Origin of the sequence: Streptomyces capitiformicae (assembly GCF_002214185.1) — a bacterium.
In the GTDB taxonomy this organism is placed as follows: Bacteria; Actinomycetota; Actinomycetes; order Streptomycetales; family Streptomycetaceae; genus Streptomyces; species Streptomyces capitiformicae.
Genome location: NZ_CP022161.1, coordinates 5,269,507 through 5,286,319, shown reverse-complemented (window position 1 = coordinate 5,286,319; position 16,813 = coordinate 5,269,507). Strand labels below are relative to the sequence as shown.

Annotated in this window: 15 protein-coding genes; 9 read left to right on the top strand and 6 right to left on the bottom strand. The window is 70.4% G+C overall.

Features of this window, described 5'->3' with window-relative positions; translation table 11 throughout:
* Window position 1: 1 nt before the first annotated feature.
* Together CES90_RS23560 and CES90_RS23555 are read right to left on the bottom strand one after the other, a co-directional pair.
* A complete protein-coding gene (locus tag CES90_RS23560) occupies window positions 2-1,168 on the bottom strand; it encodes a hypothetical protein (RefSeq protein ID WP_189783692.1) in 1,167 nt (388 codons plus the stop codon).
* A gap of 40 nt (window positions 1,169-1,208) precedes the next feature.
* Window positions 1,209-2,174 carry a 5-dehydro-4-deoxyglucarate dehydratase gene (locus tag CES90_RS23555; protein WP_189783691.1) on the bottom strand — a complete coding sequence of 322 codons (966 nt, stop codon included), beginning with the start codon at window positions 2,172-2,174 and terminating at the stop codon, window positions 1,209-1,211.
* A 257-nt stretch (window positions 2,175-2,431) separates the two neighbouring features.
* Here CES90_RS23555 and CES90_RS23550 point away from each other — a divergent pair, with 257 nt between their 5' ends.
* The 9 genes from CES90_RS23550 (at window position 2,432) to CES90_RS23510 (ending at window position 11,293) form a co-directional block, all read left to right on the top strand.
* Window positions 2,432-3,241, top strand: a complete 810-nt coding sequence (locus CES90_RS23550; protein WP_189783690.1) for an NAD-dependent epimerase/dehydratase family protein — start codon at window positions 2,432-2,434, stop codon at window positions 3,239-3,241.
* Window positions 3,242-3,548: 307 nt separating this feature from the next.
* A complete protein-coding gene (locus tag CES90_RS23545) occupies window positions 3,549-4,319 on the top strand; it encodes a DeoR/GlpR family DNA-binding transcription regulator (RefSeq protein ID WP_189783689.1) in 771 nt (256 codons plus the stop codon).
* A 78-nt stretch (window positions 4,320-4,397) separates the two neighbouring features.
* Window positions 4,398-5,768: an ABC transporter substrate-binding protein gene (locus CES90_RS23540; RefSeq protein WP_189783688.1), complete on the top strand. Its 1,371-nt coding sequence runs from the start codon at window positions 4,398-4,400 to the stop codon at window positions 5,766-5,768.
* On the top strand, window positions 5,765-6,703 hold the full coding sequence (locus CES90_RS23535; RefSeq protein WP_189783687.1) for a carbohydrate ABC transporter permease: 939 nt from the start codon (window positions 5,765-5,767) through the stop codon (window positions 6,701-6,703). The genes CES90_RS23540 and CES90_RS23535 overlap by 4 nt, the downstream gene beginning before the upstream one ends.
* Window positions 6,700-7,524: a carbohydrate ABC transporter permease gene (locus CES90_RS23530; RefSeq protein ID WP_189783686.1), complete on the top strand. Its 825-nt coding sequence runs from the start codon at window positions 6,700-6,702 to the stop codon at window positions 7,522-7,524. The genes CES90_RS23535 and CES90_RS23530 overlap by 4 nt, the downstream gene beginning before the upstream one ends.
* Window positions 7,521-8,510: a zinc-dependent alcohol dehydrogenase family protein gene (locus CES90_RS23525; protein ID WP_189783685.1), complete on the top strand. Its 990-nt coding sequence runs from the start codon at window positions 7,521-7,523 to the stop codon at window positions 8,508-8,510. Before CES90_RS23530 ends, CES90_RS23525 begins: the two co-directional genes overlap by 4 nt.
* A gap of 105 nt (window positions 8,511-8,615) precedes the next feature.
* Entirely contained in the window at window positions 8,616-9,404 is a 789-nt protein-coding gene (locus CES90_RS23520) for a bestrophin-like domain (protein ID WP_189783684.1), read from the top strand.
* Between the two features lie 386 nt (window positions 9,405-9,790).
* A complete protein-coding gene (locus CES90_RS23515) occupies window positions 9,791-10,012 on the top strand; it encodes a hypothetical protein (protein ID WP_189783683.1) in 222 nt (73 codons plus the stop codon).
* A 75-nt stretch (window positions 10,013-10,087) separates the two neighbouring features.
* On the top strand, window positions 10,088-11,293 hold the full coding sequence (locus CES90_RS23510; protein ID WP_189783810.1) for a TerD family protein: 1,206 nt from the start codon (window positions 10,088-10,090) through the stop codon (window positions 11,291-11,293).
* A 297-nt stretch (window positions 11,294-11,590) separates the two neighbouring features.
* Here the strand turns inward: CES90_RS23510 and CES90_RS23505 are convergent, their stop codons facing one another.
* The 4 genes from CES90_RS23505 to CES90_RS23490 form a co-directional block, all read right to left on the bottom strand.
* Entirely contained in the window at window positions 11,591-12,607 is a 1,017-nt protein-coding gene (locus tag CES90_RS23505) for a 1-aminocyclopropane-1-carboxylate deaminase (RefSeq protein WP_189783682.1), read from the bottom strand.
* A gap of 34 nt (window positions 12,608-12,641) precedes the next feature.
* Window positions 12,642-13,376, bottom strand: a complete 735-nt coding sequence (locus tag CES90_RS23500; protein WP_229913904.1) for a GntR family transcriptional regulator — start codon at window positions 13,374-13,376, stop codon at window positions 12,642-12,644.
* A 171-nt stretch (window positions 13,377-13,547) separates the two neighbouring features.
* Complete coding sequence (locus CES90_RS23495) at window positions 13,548-15,050, bottom strand: alkaline phosphatase PhoX (protein ID WP_189783681.1); 1,503 nt, start codon at window positions 15,048-15,050, stop codon at window positions 13,548-13,550.
* Window positions 15,051-15,225: 175 nt separating this feature from the next.
* Window positions 15,226-16,674, bottom strand: a complete 1,449-nt coding sequence (locus tag CES90_RS23490) for a hypothetical protein (RefSeq protein ID WP_189783680.1) — start codon at window positions 16,672-16,674, stop codon at window positions 15,226-15,228.
* Window positions 16,675-16,813: the final 139 nt, after the last annotated feature.

Below are 16,813 nucleotides of genomic sequence, written 5' to 3'. Positions count from 1 at the left end.
GTCAGCCCACTGCCGTGAGCGCCTCCCGTACCGCCACCAGATCCGCGTCCGAGGCCAGCCCCGCGTGATACAGCCGGATCTCCGTCGCCCCCAGCTCGGCCGCCCGCCCCGCGTCCTCCGCCAGGGTCACCGGGCTGCCCCCCATCCCGGACACGACCCCGAAGTTGGCGGCAAGCACGGCCCCCGTGACACCCGCCTGCGCGAACGCGGGCAGCAGTCCGGGCCCGCCCGCGCACGGCACCACGACCCCGTCGGCCACGCCCAGGATGTGGGTGGGGTCCACGCCGGGGTTCGCCCCGCAGTGGTACGTCATCGGGTCGGCGTGGAGGAGGACCTGGAACCCCTCGGGCGCGGCCGCCCGTACCGCTGTGACGGCCGATTCCTGGAGGGAGCGGGCGATGCCGTCCCGCCACTCCCGCGTACCCGCCGCCAGTTCGGCGCCGAGCAGTTTCTCGATCGCCGGCCAGCCCTCGTCGACGGTCTCGCCGCGCCACAGCGGCTCCAGCGCGTCGCGGACGGCCGCCGTCAGGCTGTCCGGGTCCAGGCCGACCCCGGCGTACCCGTCCCGGCAGGTCTCGCAGAAGCACAGCGACATCAGGTACTGCCCGGCGTCGCCGAGGCCGACCCCGGCGGTCTTGTCGTGGGCGTGGAGGTGGGAGAGGCCGTACCAGCCGAGGGACTCCAGTTCGGTGCCGCGCGCGCCGGGCCGGACCGCCGCCTCCGCCGCCAGGTCGACCAGGTACTCGCGGGTGGCCCGCTGGGCGATGCACGGCGCCCACGGGTAGCGGTCGCCGTACGCGTTGACCACGGAGGTCGACGGATGCTCGGCGCCCATACGGGAGTTGTGCGCGAGGACGACCCAGGTGTGCACCTCGAGACCGGCGGCGGCCAGCGCCTCGGCCGCCTCCCCGAACGCGTCACCGGGCGCCCACTCACCCGCCGCGTACGGCCGCAACGTACGCCCTTCCCACCGCGTCCCCGGCGGGTACAGCACGGCCGCGTGCTCGGCGGTGACGATGCGGTGCCGGGGGTGGCGGGGGGTGAGCGCGCGGGTGGAGTGGTACGCGGAGGCGAGCGTCACCTGTCGCACACCCAGCCCCGCGATGCGCTCCGCGGCGGCCGGATCCCCGTTGACATCCCAGGGGTAGACGAACGTCGACGCCTTCACTTGCCCTCCACTCTCCGCACTCTCAGCGCTCTCAGCGCTCTCAGCCTTCTTCGAGCAGCGCGTACCCGCGCTCGATCAACTGTCCCAACTGCTTGACGTGTTCCTCCGCCGGCTCGTGCAGCGGCGGCCGTACCTCTCCCACGGCCGGCCCCCGAAGCCGTACCCCGGCTTTCACCAGTGACACCGCGTAGCCGCGTCCCTGGGAGCGGAGTTCGACGAAGGGCCGGTAGAAGCCGTCGAGCAGCCGTCGTACGAGCGCGTCGTCATCCGACCGCAGCGCCTGGTGGAACGCGAGGGCGATCTCCGGTACGAAGCAGAAGACGGCCGACGAGTAGAGGGTGATCCCGAGGGCGTGGTACGCGGGCTGGGTCAGTTCGGCGGTGGGCAGGCCGTTGAAGTAGAGGAAGCCGCCGGGGACTTCGGTGCGTACCGCACTGACGATCCGCTGCATCAGGTCGAGGTCGCCGAGGCCGTCCTTGAGACCGACGATGCCCTCCGTGCGGGCCAGTTCCACCACCGTGGCGGGGGTGAACACGGCGTTGTCGCGCTGGTAGACGATCACGGGGAGGGAGGTCGCGGCGGCAAGGTCACGGTAGTGCCGCAGCAGGCCCTCCTGGGCGGCCACGACGAGGTAGGGCGGCATGGCGAGCAGACCGTCGGCGCCGACCTCCTCGGCGAGACGCGCGTAGCGGACGGCGAGGGCGGTCCCGTAGCCGGCGCCGGCCACGACCGGGACCCGTCCGGCCGTCTCGGCCACGGCCGCCCGTACGCACTCCTGGAACTCCTCGGGCGTGAGCGCGTGGAATTCGCCGGTGCCGCAGCAGGCGAAGACGGCGGCGGCACCGGCCTCGACACCCCGGCGGATGTGTGCCCGGTAGGCGTCGAGGTCGAGGGCGCCGTCCGGGCCGTACGCCGTGACGGGGAAGAACAGCGGCCCGCTGGGAACACTGAGCCGAGCGGCGAGAGTGGCAGACGGGGCTGACGTCACGGGCTCTCCCAAGTCCATGTCGCTGATCAAGGGTCCCTGTCTCTGATCAAGGGTCCATGTCGCTGATCAATGTTTACATTTCTGAACGAGGTCACGCTAAGGCGCCTCCTTAGGGGCGGTCAAGCACGCCAACCCGTGCCGCACCAGCGATTTTCCGCCGTCGCGCCACACTTGACGCACCAGACCCACACCCCTAGCGTGTCCATGAATGTGAATACTGGACGCTCATGTGCACAGATGGCGATGCATAGATGGCGATGCAAGGAGACCCGAGGATGCCCGCTCCCCGCACCGTTCTGCTCACCGGCGCCGCCGGTGGCGTCGGCACCCTGATGCGGGAGCTCCTCCCGACGTACGGCTACGAGCTGCGCCTCCTCGACGTACGCACCATCGAAGGCGAACCGGACGCGATCACCGCCGACCTCGCCGACAAGGAGGCCCTCCGCGAGGCCGTACGGGGCGTCGACGCGATCATCCACCTCGCGGGCATCTCCCTGGAAGCCCCCTTCGAGAAGATCCTCAAGGCGAACATCGAGGGGACGTACAACCTGTACGAGGCCGCCCGCGAGCAGGGCGTACCCAGGATCGTCTTCGCCTCCTCCAACCACGCGGTCGGCTTCACCCCCCGGCCCTGGGGCGACGACCCCCTCATCCCCGTCGACACCCCGCGCCGCCCGGACACCTTCTACGGCCTGTCCAAGTCCTTCGGCGAGGACCTCGCCCAGTTCTACTGGGACAAGCACGGCCTGGAGACGGTCTCGGTCCGCATCGGCTCGTGCTTCCCCGAGCCCACCAGCGTGCGCATGCTCTCGCTCTGGATGAGTCCGGCCGACGGCGCCCGCCTCTTCCACGCCGCCCTGACCGCCGAGAACGTCGGCCACACCGTCGTCTACGGCTCCTCCGCCAATACCCGCCTGTGGTGGGACCTCACCTCCGCCCGCACGCTGGGTTACGAGCCGCAGGACGACTCCGAGCCGTACGCCGAGAAGCTGATCGCCGAGCAGGGCGAGCTGGAGCCCGGGAACGTGGCGCACGCCCACCTCGGCGGCCACTTCGTGAGCGAGCCCCCGATCTGGCCGTACTGAACGGCACAGGCCGTACTGACGGCGACGGCACACAGGGCCCGTACGGCGTACGAATAACGAGGGCGTACGTCGTACGAGAGGAGCGGGCGGGCACCGAACGGGCCCGCCCGCTCCCGCATTCGGGCACGCCCGTTGCCCGATCCCACCTCCGCCCCAGGTCCGCGACGGGCGACCGCCGCGCCGAACGGGCACGGTCGGGCAGCATCGGACGCACAACAGGCCTGGTCAGCCCCGCGCACCCGCTGTAGAAACTTCCCCAAGGCCCGCACCGGGCCCGAACGGGCAGCACTACGGCGAGGGAGAGCAGGTGTCGGCCATGAGCGCGGAAGAAAGGCAACGCGAGATCGTCCGGGCCGCCCGCCGCACGGGTGCCGTCGACGTCGCCGAGCTCGCCGCCGCACTCGGCGTGGCGAAGGAGACCGTACGGCGTGATCTGCGTGCCCTGGAGGACCACGGGCTGGTCCGCCGGACGCACGGTGGCGCCTATCCCGTGGAAAGCGCCGGGTTCGAGACGACGCTCGCGTTCCGCGCGACCAGCCATGTGCCCGAGAAGCGCAGGATCGCCGCCGCGGCGGCCGAGCTGCTCGGGGACGCCGAGACGGTCTTCGTCGACGAGGGCTTCACCCCGCAGCTCATCGCAGAGGCACTCCCCCGGGACCGGCCGCTGACCGTGGTCACCGCCTCCCTCGCCACCGCGGGCGCTCTCGCGGAGGCCGGCAACACCACCGTGCTGCTGCTGGGCGGCCGGGTGCGGCCCGGCACCCTCGCCACCGTCGACCACTGGACGACGAAGATGCTCGCCGGCTTCGTCATCGACCTGGCGTACATCGGCGCCAACGGCATCACCCGCGACCACGGCCTGACCACCCCCGACCCGGCGGTCAGCGAGGTCAAGGCGCAGGCGATCCGAGCCTCCCGGCGCACCGTCTTCGCGGGCGTCCACACCAAGTTCGGCGCGGTCAGCTTCTGCCGCTTCGCCGGGATCGGCGACCTGGAGGCGATCGTCACCAGCACCCTCCTGCCCACGTCGGAGGCTCACCGGTATTCGCTGCTGGGGCCCCAGGTCATCCGAGTCTGAACAGCCGCCCCACGCGAGAACGGGGGTGGTCGCGCACACGCAGTGCCCTTTTCATCCATCTATGTCCAGGAGCGATTCATGCGCACCCCGAGCCGACGGAGGCCGCGAGCGACGCTCGCCATGGTCGCCGCTGGGACGCTGCTCGCCCCGCTGCTCTCCGGCTGTTGGGTCGGGGCGGGCGGGGCCGGTTCCGGCGGCGACTCCATCAATGTGCTGATGGTCAACAACCCGCAGATGCAGGAGCTGCAGAAGCTCACCGCCGCGCACTTCACCGAAGAGACCGGCATCAAGGTCAACTTCACCGTCCTGCCCGAGAACGACGTCCGCGACAAGATCAGCCAGGACTTCGCCAACCAGGCCGGCCAGTACGACGTGGCAACCCTCAGCAACTACGAGATACCGATCTACGCTCGCAACGGCTGGCTGGAGGAGATGGACTCCTATGTCGCCGAGGATGCCGGCTTCGACCAGCAGGACATCCTCGAGCCGATGCGCCAGTCCTTGACCGGCGACGACGGCAAGCTCTACGGACAGCCCTTCTATGGCGAGTCGTCCTTCCTGATGTACCGCAAGGACGTGTTCGAGCAGGAGGGCCTGACGATGCCCTCGCATCCCACCTGGCAGCAGGTCGCCGATCTCGCCGCGAAGACGGACGGCGCCCAGGACGGTATGAAGGGCATCTGTCTGCGCGGCCTGCCCGGTTGGGGCGAAGTGATGGCCCCGCTCACCACGGTCGTCAACACCTACGGCGGCACCTGGTTCGACAAGGACTGGAAGGCCCGTCTGGACTCCCCCGAGTTCGAGAAGGCCACCAAGTTCTACGTCGACCTCGTACGCGAGCACGGCGAATCCGGCGCCGCCCAGGCCGGTTTCGCCGAGTGCCTGAACAACATGACGCAGGGCAAGGTCGCCATGTGGTACGACGCCACCTCCGCCGCCGGTTCCCTGGAGGCGACCGCCTCCCCCGTGAAGGGAAAGATCGGCTACGCGCCCGCACCCGTGGAGGAGACGGACTCCTCCGGCTGGCTCTACACCTGGGCCTGGGGCATCCAGAAGGCCTCCCGGAACCCGGACAAGGCCTGGAAGTTCGTCTCCTGGGCCTCCGGCAAGCAGTACGAGCAGCTCGTCGGCGACGAGATCGGCTGGTCCAACGTCCCCGCCGGCAAGCGCGAGTCGACGTACTCGAACCCCGCGTACGTCAAGGAGGCCGCCGCCTTCCAGGAGATGACCCGTGAGGCCATCGAGGGCGCCCGGCCCACCGACCCGGGGACGCAACCGCGCCCCGCGCCCGGCATCCAGTTCGTCGGCATCCCCGAGTTCACCGATCTCGGCACCAAGGTCTCCCTGGAGATCAGCGCGGCCATCGCCGGACGCCAGTCCGTCGAGTCGGCCCTGAAGAAATCGCAGGCGCTCGCCGAGCAGATCTCCGAGGAGTACGAGGGCCGATGACCGCGACGACGACAGCACCGATCACAGCCACCCCCGTACGCACGGGCGACAAACCGAACGCCCGGCTGCGCGCCTGGGCCACCCGTGCCCCGCTCCTCCCCGCCCTGATCTTCATGATCGCCGCGACCCAGCTCCCGTTCGTGGCCACGCTGGTGATCTCCTTCTTCGACTGGAACTCCCTCTACCCCGACGCCCGAGGCTTCGCCGGCTTCGCCAACTACGGCGAGGTCCTCACCGACCCCGACCTGCGCCGTTCGGTGTGGACGACGATCCTGCTGACGGTGGCCGTGGTCCTGGCCAGCCTGGTCCTCGGCCTGGTCCTGGCCCTCCTCCTGGACCGGAGATTCCGCGGCCGGGGCATCGTCCGCACCCTCCTGATCGCCCCCTTCCTGGTGGTCCCGGTGGCGGCGGCCCTGCTCTGGAAACATGTGCTCTACAACCCCGAATACGGCCTGTTCAACGGCCTGTTGCACTACGTGGGCGGCCCGCAGCCGGACTGGATATCGAAGACCCCGCTGCTAGCGGTCGAGGCCTCCCTGGTCTGGCAGTGGACGCCGTTCATGATGCTGATCCTGCTGGCGGGCCTGCAGTCCCGCGACCACCAGCAGATCGAGGCGGCGAGGGTGGACGGCGCGAGCGACTGGCAGATCTTCCGCCACCTGACGCTCCCGCACCTGCGCCGGTACCTCGAACTGGGCGCGCTGCTCGGCTCGATCTACATCGTCCAGAACTTCGACGCCGTCTTCACGATCACATCCGGCGGCCTGGGCACGGCGAACCTCCCCTACACCGTCTACCAGACCTTCTACCAGGCCCACGAGAACGGTCTCGCTTCGGCGGCCGGCGTCCTGGTCGTCATCGGTTCGATCATCATCGCGACGTTCGCGCTCCGCGTGGTGTCGTCGCTGTTCCGCGAGGAGGTGGGGCGGTCATGAACGCCGTACGACGCAATGGTCTCGGTCTGCTGGCCTGGTTCGCCGGAGTCGTCTTCTTCCTGCCCATCGCCTGGATGGCCCTGACGTCCTTCCACTCGGAGTCGGACGCGGCGACCAACCCGCCGTCCTTCACGGCCGCGTTGACGCTGGACGGCTATCGCGAGTTCTTCGGCGTGGACGGCGGCGCCAGCCCCTGGCCGGCCCTCATCAACTCAACAGTGGCATCCCTGGCCTCGACCCTGCTCGTCCTCCTCCTCGCCCTCCCGGCGGCGTACGCCCTGTCGATCCGGCCGGTGCGGAAGTGGACGGACGTCCTGTTCTTCTTCCTCTCCACGAAGATGCTGCCGGTGGTGGCAGGCCTCCTCCCCATCTATCTCTTCGCCAAGAACACAGGTCTGCTCGACAACATCTGGCTCCTCGTCCTCCTCTACACCTCCATGAACCTCCCGATCGCCGTCTGGATGATGCAGTCCTTCCTGGCGGAGGTCCCGGTGGCGGTGATCGAGGCGGCGCAGTTGGACGGGGCCCGACTGCCGACGGTCCTGGCCCGCGTGGTGGCCCCGATAGCGGCCCCCGGCATCGCCGCGACCGCCCTCATCTGCTTCATCTTCAGCTGGAACGAACTTCTCTTCGCGAGGGTACTGACGGGCGTGGTAGCCGAAACAGCCCCCGTCTTCCTGACCGGCTTCATCACCAGCCAGGGCCTGTTCCTGGCGAAGGTGTGCGCCGCGTCCCTCGTCATCTCCCTGCCGGTGCTCGCCGCGGGGTTCGCCGCCCAGGACAAGTTGGTCCAGGGCCTGTCCTTGGGAGCCGTGAAATGAAGGCCGCCGTCATCGAGTCCGTGGGCAAGGCCGTCGTCACGGAGGTCCCGGATCCGACGCCGAGCCCCCGCGACGTCGTGGTGGAGGTCGCCGCGTGCGGCCTGTGCGGGACGGATCTGCACATCCTCCAGGGCGAGTTCGCGCCGAAGTTGCCGATCGTGCCCGGCCACGAGTTCGCGGGCGAGGTGGTCGGGGTCGGCACCCGGGTCACCGAACTGTCGGTCGGCGACCGTGTGGCCGTCGACCCGTCCCTGTACTGCTACGAGTGCCGGTACTGCCGTACGGGCCACAACAACCTCTGCGAGCGCTGGGCCGCGATCGGCGTGACGACGGCGGGCGGCGCGGCCCGGTACGCGGTGGCGCCGGTGGCGAACTGCGTACGGCTCCCCGACCACGTCCGCACCCAGGACGCGGCGCTGGTGGAGCCCCTGTCGTGCGCGGTCCGCGGCTACGACGTCCTCCGTTCCCGCCTGGGCGCCCACGTCCTGATCTACGGCTCGGGGACGATGGGCCTGATGATGCTGGAACTCGCGAAGCGGACGGGCGCGGCGAGCGTGGACGTCGTGGACGTGAACCCGTCCCGCCTGGAGACGGCCGGCAGGCTCGGCGTCTCGGCGTCCGCGGCGACCCCCGACGAGCTGGACCGCCCCCAGGGCTGGGACGTGGTCGTGGACGCCACCGGCAACGCGGCGGCGATCCAGGACGGCCTGGACCGGGTGGCCAAGGCGGGCACGTTCCTCCAGTTCGGGGTGGCGGAATACTCGACCCGGGTCACGATCGACCCGTACCGCATCTACAACCAGGAGATCACCATCACCGGCTCCATGGCGGTGCTCCACAGCTTCGAGCGGGCGGCGGAACTGTTCGCCAACGGAGTCCTCGACCCGGAGGTCTTCATCAGCGACCGGTTGCCCCTGGAGCGGTACCCGGAGGCGTTGGAGCAGTTCGCGTCGGGGGTGGGGAGGAAGATCGTGGTGGTGCCGTAGAAACGCGAGTGAAATGGCGCCCCTCGGACGGGGCGCCTCACCCGTTCGGCTGATCGACAACTCGACGCCCCACCCGCTCCCGGCCGCTCGCCAAGACTGACCGCCATGGAACTCTGGCTGCTCAACAGCTTCGGCTCGCTCGCCCTGACCATGATCATGGCCGGAAGTGTCATCGCGTTCGCCGCCCTGGGCAGCCTGGTCGTCCGCCGCAGACTCCCGCGCCTCATGAACGGCGGACAGAACGACATGGTCGGCGTACTCCTCGGGATGTACGGCGCCATCTACGGGATCTTCCTGGCGTTCGTCGTGGTCGCCGAGTGGGAGGGCATCGGGGTGGCGGAGACCGTGGTCGCCACCGAGGCCACGCACTGCGCCGAGATCGTGCGCGACGCCGACGCGTTCCCCGAGCCGGTCCGCCGAGAGGTGACGGAGGCCGTCGGCCAGTACGTACGGGCCGTGGTGAACGACCAGTGGCCCCGTATGCGCGCGGGCGAGCCCTCCGCCGAGGCGACCGAACCGGCCATCCGCGCCGTGTACCGGGCGCTTCAGTCCTACGAGCCCACCACCGAGTCCCAGAAGGCGTACTACGCCCAGGCGGTGAGCCACCTCGACGGGGTCGTCGCCCAACGCCGCGCACGGCTGACCCTGGCCTCCTCGTCCCTCCCGACACTGCTGAAACTCCTGGTCTACGGGGGCGCGCTGGTGATGATCCCCATGTCCCTCCTCTACGGCATCAAGAGCTTCAAGGCGCACCTGACGTTCGTGACGCTCATCGCCCTGCTGATCGGTCTGAGTCTCCTGCTCACGATGAGCCTGGACCGTCCTTTCTCGGGCGAGCTGAGCGTGTCACCCGCGCCCTACAAGGAGGGAGCACTGGTCCGCTTCTGGCAGTGAGGCGCAGCCCCGGGGACGGCCGGGGCGAAATTCGGTGGGCGGCCGTCGGGCCGTGTCCCTAGTGCCCTGGCAGGCAACGTTTGCCCGTCAAGGAGCGCCGTTCGGTGCGTGCTCTCGGTGTGTCGGCCGGAAGGCCCCGTAGATGGACTGGATGTACTTGGGCTTTCGGCCGGTGCGGCGGTGGGGGCCCCTCCCGCTCATGGGGTCCCTCCCGCTCATGGGGGCCCCTCCCGCTCATGGGGGCCCCTCCCGCTCATGGGGCCCCTCCCGCGGGGGCCCCTCCCGCTCGAGCGAAGCCGAGAGTGAGGGAGAAGCCGAGAGTGAGGGAGCGTGCCGGGCGTCGCGACGGGGCGAACGTTGCCTGTCGGGGCACTAGCATCCGGGACATGTCACGCCCCCAGGGATTCGCCTACACCCGGCACGCCGACGGCACCGTCACGATCACCCACCACGGCCGCGAAGCCACCATGCTGCGCGGGCCGAGGGCCACACGGTTCCTCGCGGAGGTGGAGGCGGGCGACCCGCAGCTGGTCATGGCCCGCTGGACCGGGAACTATCGCCGGGGCAACGAGCGCACGGCCCGGAACCACCCCCGGAACCGCCGCTGACCCCCGAACGGCCGCGCCCCAGGGCGGGTAAGGGAACGGCAAAGCGGTCTGGGTCGTTCACCCGGCATGACAGCTATGACCCCCGGCTCGAACATCCCGCTGCCCGCCCCCCGCGTCGCGGTGGACGTCACCGCCCCCGTGCGGCTGGACGTATCGGGCCTGCTGCTCACGGCCGACGGCAAGGTGCGCTCCGACGACGACTTCATCTTCTACAACCAGCCGACAGGCCCCGGCGTGACGTACCGCTCCGGCGGCGGCACCACCCCCGACTCGATCACGGTCGACACGACGGCCCTCCCCCCGGGCATCGAGAAGATCGTCGTCACGGCCAGCCCGGACGCCGCCGGCCAGACCTTCCAGGGCATCGAACCGACGGCCACCATCCGCAACGCGGACGACAGCAGCGTCCTGGCGACGTTCACGCCCCCGCAGCTCGGTACCGAGACGGCCCTGGTGGTCGTGGAGATCTACCTGCGCAACGGCGCGTGGAAGGCCCGAGCGGTGGGCCAGGGATACGCCAACGGCCTGGCGGGCATCGCGACGGACTTCGGCGTCACGGTGGAGGAACCCACCCCGGCTCCCGCCCCGATGCCCACCCCGCCCCAGCCCCAGGCCACCCCGCCCGCCCCCACCATCCAGTCCCCGGTGACCCCGCCGGCCCCGCCCATGCCCCCCGCGACTCCCCCCGCCCCGCCCGCCACCGGCAAGATCAACCTCGACAAGGGCCGCGTCAGCCTCCAGAAGAACCAGACGGTCTCCCTGGTCAAGGGCGGTCGCCCACTGCTCTCCCAGGTCAAGATGGGCCTCGGCTGGGAGCCGGCGTACCGGGGCAAGGACATCGACCTGGACGCCTCGGTCATCGCGTACGGCCCGCAGCGCAACCACATCGACAGCTGCTACTTCGGCAAGCTGCAGATCGTGAGCGGCGCGATCAGGCACTCCGGCGACAACCTCACGGGTGAGGGCGGCGGTGACGACGAGGTCATCACCGTCGACCTCGGTCGTCTCCCCCAGGAGGTCACCGGCCTCGTCTTCACGGTGAACTCCTTCTCCGGTCAGAAGTTCACCGAGGTAGCCAAGGCCTACTGCCGTCTCCTCGACGCCGCCACGGGCGAGGAGCTCGTCCGCTTCGACCTCACCAACGCCGAGCCCCAGACCGGCGTGATGATGGCGAAGCTGATCAAGCAGTTCTCCGGCGAGTGGGAGATGACGGCCATGGGCGACTTCGTGAAGTCGCGCACGGTGAGGGGGATGGTGAAGCCGGCCGCCCAGGCGCTCTGAAGAGACATGGGGGCGCTCCTCCCCTCCAGGAGCGCCACCACCCTCGTACCCTCCGGGGAAGCCGTCCTCGTCTCCCCTGGCCCGCGCCCGCCCCCTCGTCCGTCCGCCGCGCCTAAGCGCTCCGCTGGCAGTACCGAGATACGCCGTCGATCGTCTGCGGCGCCGTCGTGGCTGGTCGCTCCCCCACGCTCGGCTGCGCTCGCGCGGGGGGACCCCCATCGCGGCGGAGCCGCAGAATGTTCCGCCCCGCGCCCCTTCAGGGCGCGGCCGAACCGCAGCGGACTTCGCCCGATCTGCTTAGAACAGCGCGCTGTACGCGTTCAGCGCCGGCTGTCCGCCCAGGTGGGCGTAGAGCACGGTGGAGTCCGATCCGATCTCGCCGCGTGAGACCAGGTCGATGAGGCCTGCCATGGACTTCCCTTCGTACACGGGGTCGGTGACCATCCCCTCCGTGCGGGCCGCGAGGCGCATCGCGTCCAGGGTGTTCTCGTCAGGGACGCCGTAGGTGCCCGCGTGGTACCGCTCGTCGAGTTCGACGTCCGCCTCCGTCAGCTCCCGCTTGACGCCGATGAGTCGACCGGTGTTCTGGGCGATTCGGGCGATCTGCTCGCGGGTGCGGGCGGGGGCGGCCGAGGCGTCGATGCCGAGGACCCGGCGCGGCCGTCCGCCCGCCTCCTCCAGGGCGGCGAAGCCGGCGACCATGCCCGCCTGGGTCGAGCCGGTCACCGAGCACACGATCACCGTGTCGAAGAAGACGCCCGACTCCCGCTCCTGCTCGGCGACTTCGTAGGCCCAACCGGCGAAGCCGAGGCCACCGAGGGGATGGTCGGAGGCGCCGGCGGGGATGGCGTACGGTTTGCCGCCGCTCTCCTCGACCTCCCTGAGCGCCAGTTCCCAGCTCTCCTTGAACCCGATGCCGAAGCCGGCGCGTACGAGCCGTACGTCGGCGCCGACCAGCCGGCTGATCAGGATGTTGCCGACCTTGTCGTACACGGCGTCGGGCCAGTCCACCCAACTCTCCTGTACGAGCACGCACTTGAGTCCGGCGCGGGCGGCGACGGCGGCGACCTGGCGGGTGTGGTTGGACTGGACGCCGCCGATCGAGACGAGCGTGTCGCAGCCCTGGGCGAGGGCGTCGGCGACGAGGTACTCCAGCTTGCGGGTCTTGTTGCCGCCGTACGCGACACCGGAGTTGCAGTCCTCGCGCTTGGCCCAGAGGGAAGCGCCGCCGAGGTGCGCGGTCAGCCGTTCCAGCGGGTGGACCGGTGAGGGCCCGAAGAGGAGCGGGTAGCGCTCGTAGGAAGAAAGGGACATGGGAGTCCTCCCTGAGTCAGTGGGCCCGTTCGGGTCAGCGGTCCTCTTCGTCGACTTCATCGACTTCATCGGCTTCATCCGCTTCATCGACTTCATCCGCTTCATCGACTTCATCCGCTTTCTCGACTTCGTCGACGAGTTCGGCCAGGCCGCGCCAGATCTCCGCCGTGACGCGGACCGCCTCGTCCACGTCTCCGGCCGCGCAGGCCTCGATCAGCTGTTCGTGCAGGCCGGCGGAGCGGCAGTTGCCGCCCTCGCCGAAGCGCCGTCGCTCCAGTCGGCGGATGAGAGGTGTGTAGCGGGCGATGGTGGCGGCGGCCGCGCGGTTGCCGCTCACCCGGACGAGGACGTCGTGCAGCGTGTCGTCGGCGACGAGGGCGGCGTCGACGTCGCCCACGTGGACGGCCGCCGCGAACCGCTCGTTGGCCGAGCGCATCGTCTCGACGTCCGCCGCGAACAGCCGGGGCACGGCGACCCGGGTGGCCAGCTCGTGCATGGCCCCGACCACGGCGGCCGCGTCCCGCACGTCGGCGGCCACGACAGGCGTCACCCGCGTATAACTCTGCGGCTTGCTCTCCAGAAGCCCCTCGTCGATCAACCGCGAGAACGCCTCCCGCACCGGGCCCCGCGACAGCCCCAGCAGCTCCGCGAAGTCGGCGTCCCGCACCACCGCCCCCGGCTCGATCTCCCCGGCCACGATGGCGTCCCGGATGGCTTGGTAGGCGCGATCCCTGAGCAGGGTGCGGCCCACCGGTCGTATGGCCTGCATGAACTGAAATGTTAGATGTCAGTACGAGCCTCGAACAAGAGTGTGGCCCGTATCCCCAGTGGGATACGGGCCACACTCACCCCGTCCTTCAGCCGGTACACAGCCACCGGCGTTCCTCAACCGACCCACGGTCAGTCGGCGTCACGCGCCGCTTCGAGCAAAGGGAGGTTGTCACCGCTTCTGCCGCTTCCACGGGCCGGTGATGGCGAGCAGGATGCCCGGGTCCTGGATGTTGGCGTACAGGGTCTTGCCGTCGGGTGAGAAGGTGACGCCGCAGAACTCGCTGTACTCGGGCTCCTCTTCGGTGCCGACGTTGAGCTCGTTGCGGGCGATGGGGTAGGTGCGGCCGCTGTCGGTGGCGCCGAAGAGGTGTGAGATGCCCTCGCCGTCCTCGGCGAGGATGATGCCGCCGTAGGGGGAGACGGTGATGTTGTCGGGGCCGTCGAAGGCGCCGTCGACGGACGGGTCGGGGTTGACGCCGAGGAGGACCTTCAGGGTCAGGGTGCGGCGCTTGGGGTCGTAGAACCAGACCTGGCCGTCGTGGGCGGCGCCGGGGCTCTCCGCACGGGCGTACGAGGAGACGATGTACGCGCCGCCGTCGCCCCACCACATGCCCTCCAGCTTGCGGGCGCGGGTGATCTCGTCGGTGCCGAACTGCTTGCGGACGGCGACGGTCTTCGCGTCGCGGTCGGGGACGTCGATCCAGTCGACACCGTAGACCGTGCCGATCTTCGTGGCGCGGGAGAGGTCGTCGACGAACTTGCCGCCGGAGTCGAAGCACTTGGGCGCCTGGAGGACGCCCGCGTCGTCGGCGAGGTCGCGGAACTTGCGGGGGCCGTACTCGAAGCCCTTCGGCGGGGTCCAGCGGAAGAAGAGGCCGTTGGGGTTCGCGGCGTCCTCGGTGAGGTAGGCGTGGCCGCGCTTGGGGTCGATGACGACGGCCTCGTGGTCGTAGCGGCCGAAGAACTTCAGCGGCTTGGGGTCACGGTTGGCGCGCCGGTCGATGGGGTCGACCTCGAAGACGTAGCCGTGGTCCTTGGTCATGCCGTTGGCGCCGGCCTTGTCGGAGTTCTCCTCGCAGGTCAGCCAGGTGCCCCACGGGGTGCTGCCGCCGGCGCAGTTGGTGGAGGTGCCGGCGATGCCGACCCACTCGGCCACCTGGCCGTCGCGGCGGACCTCGACGACCGTGCAGCCGCCGGACGCGGCCGGGTCGTAGACGAGGCCCTCGGTGAGCGGCACGGGGTACTCCCACTTGCTGCGGGGGCCCTTCAGCTCATGGTTGTTGACGAGGAGGGTGGTGCCGCGGGGGCCGGCGAAGGTGGCCGTGCCGTCGTGGTTGGAGGGGGTGTACTCGCCCGACTCCAGCTTGGTCTTCCCGCTGTACGTGAGGACGCGGTACTTGAACCCGGCGGGCAGCGCCAGGATGCCGTCCGGGTCGGGAAGGAGGGGGCCGTAACCGACTCCGCCGTGCCGGTACGCCGAGCCCTCGTCCGTGCTGTCGGTCTCCGCGCCCGTCTCCGTCTCCGCGCCTGTCTCCGTGTCCGTGTCCGTCTCCGTGTCCGACGACGCGAGGGCGTTCGGCGCGGTGGCGAGAGCGCCGACGCTGCCGGCCAGCGCGACACCGGCACCGGTGACCGCGGATTGTCTGGCGAAGTCCCTGCGGGTGAGCGACATGCTGACTCCTGCGTGCGGTGGAGGATGACCGTGAGGGGCGGACCCGTTCGTCGCGCCACACGGTCCCGCCCACGCCTGAACGCCGGTTGAACAGGGGACGAAGTCGGATCCCCCGCTTCCATGAACCCGGCGCAGCGCCCCTGGCCGGCCCCTCACCCCATGAGACGCCCGGCGCTCATTCAGGCCGCTGCGACCGTGCCTTGAACGCCGCCTTGCGGGCCTCCTTCGCCACCTTCTTGTCGGGATGGATTCGCCCCATCGCCTCCAGCACATCCGCGGTCGCCGGGTGCTCGACCCGCCACGCCGCCGCGAAGAACCCACCGTGCTGCTGGGCCAACCCCCCGACCAGCGCCCGCAGCTCGGCCGAGTTCCCTTCGGCCGCCAGCTGCGCGGCCAACGTGTCGATGGTCAGCCAGAACACCATCGCCTCGGACGGCGCGGGCACATCCCCGGCCCCCCGCTCGGTGAGCCACACCCGTGCGAGCCCGCCCAGCTCGGGATCGTCGAGGACCTCGCGCAGCGCGGGCTCGGCGGCGGGCCCGACGAGCGACAGGGCCTGCTGGCAGCGCAGCCGCCGCAGCGGTGCCCCGGAGTCGGAGCCGCGCGCGGCGGCGAGCAACTCCCGCGCCGCCGCCAGCGCCTCGCGGCGGGCGAGCCACCGCTCGGTCTCGGCCTGGGCCGCCCGGGGCGGAAACCCGGCGGTGCCGTCGAGCAGCGCGTCCGCGCCCTTGTCGACGAATTCCCCGACCGCGGGCGCCTCGATGCCCGACTCCTGGAGCCGCGCCCGGATTCCGTACAGCCCGAGCGGGGTGAGCCGCACCATTCCGTACCGCGTGACATCGAGGTCGTCGACGACGGGCGCGCCCTCCGCGGCCGTGGCCTCCTCGGCGTCCGTCATGAGCGCCTCGTCCACGGGCTGATACTCCACCAGCCCGATCGGCTCCAGCACCCGGAACTGGTCGTCGAGCCGCATCATCGCGTCCGAGACCTGCTCCAGTACGTCGTTGGTGGGCTCCCCCATGCCGTCCGGCACGATCATCGACGCGGCGAGGGCGGGCAGCGGCACCGGCCCGTCGCCGGGGCCGTCCTCGCTGGCGGTGAGGAGGTAGAGGTTGCCGAGCACGCCGTCGAGGAACTTCGCCTCGGCCTCGGGGTCCCAGTCGAGCTCGGAGAAGTCGATCTCACCGCCGGCGTCCATGGCGTCGACGATGCCGTCGAGGTCGGGCACGCTCGCGTCGGCCAGCACGGCCTCGACGGCGGTGAGCCAGATCCCCAGTACGTCCTGCGGTCCACCGGCGGTGAGCAGCGCGAGTTCCTCCCCCGCGGCGACCGTGCCCTCCTCCCCTTCTCCGGGGTCCACGACCTCGACGAGCCCGGTGTCCACGGCGACCCGCCAGGCCTCGCTCGCCAAGGCCGCCGCGTCCTCCCCGGTGAGGCCGAGCTCCTCGGCGGCGGCCGGGAGTTGCTCGTCGACGAGTTCGCCCCCGGCACCCACTCGTGTGTCCGGCCCGGCCCAGCGGGCGAGCCGCGCGGCACGCGAGAGCAGCGGTGTGGCGAGCGCGTCGCGTGCCAGCTCGGCTTCGGAGGGGAGCCGCACCGGCGGCAGTGGCGAGCTGTCTGACATCGGTGGGGTTCTCCTCCGGACGAGCAAATGACGAGCAAATGACGAGCAAACGGGAAGCGCCGACGCAGGGCCGACCAGTGACGCACGTACCAGTACGCAGCCGCTCAGCCTAGACGGATTTCCACCCATGCCGCCTGGT

Coding starts and splice junctions, on each gene's coding strand:
- CES90_RS23555 (WP_189783691.1), bottom strand. CDS start 2,174: ATGGACTTGGGAGAGCCCGTGACGTCAGCCCCGTCTGCCACTCTCGCC.
- CES90_RS23550 (WP_189783690.1), top strand. CDS start 2,432: ATGCCCGCTCCCCGCACCGTTCTGCTCACCGGCGCCGCCGGTGGCGTC.
- CES90_RS23540 (WP_189783688.1), top strand. CDS start 4,398: ATGCGCACCCCGAGCCGACGGAGGCCGCGAGCGACGCTCGCCATGGTC.
- CES90_RS23535 (WP_189783687.1), top strand. CDS start 5,765: ATGACCGCGACGACGACAGCACCGATCACAGCCACCCCCGTACGCACG.
- CES90_RS23530 (WP_189783686.1), top strand. CDS start 6,700: ATGAACGCCGTACGACGCAATGGTCTCGGTCTGCTGGCCTGGTTCGCC.
- CES90_RS23525 (WP_189783685.1), top strand. CDS start 7,521: ATGAAGGCCGCCGTCATCGAGTCCGTGGGCAAGGCCGTCGTCACGGAG.
- CES90_RS23520 (WP_189783684.1), top strand. CDS start 8,616: ATGGAACTCTGGCTGCTCAACAGCTTCGGCTCGCTCGCCCTGACCATG.
- CES90_RS23515 (WP_189783683.1), top strand. CDS start 9,791: ATGTCACGCCCCCAGGGATTCGCCTACACCCGGCACGCCGACGGCACC.
- CES90_RS23510 (WP_189783810.1), top strand. CDS start 10,088: ATGACCCCCGGCTCGAACATCCCGCTGCCCGCCCCCCGCGTCGCGGTG.
- CES90_RS23505 (WP_189783682.1), bottom strand. CDS start 12,607: ATGTCCCTTTCTTCCTACGAGCGCTACCCGCTCCTCTTCGGGCCCTCA.
- CES90_RS23500 (WP_229913904.1), bottom strand. CDS start 13,376: ATGCAGGCCATACGACCGGTGGGCCGCACCCTGCTCAGGGATCGCGCC.
- CES90_RS23495 (WP_189783681.1), bottom strand. CDS start 15,050: ATGTCGCTCACCCGCAGGGACTTCGCCAGACAATCCGCGGTCACCGGT.
- CES90_RS23490 (WP_189783680.1), bottom strand. CDS start 16,674: ATGTCAGACAGCTCGCCACTGCCGCCGGTGCGGCTCCCCTCCGAAGCC.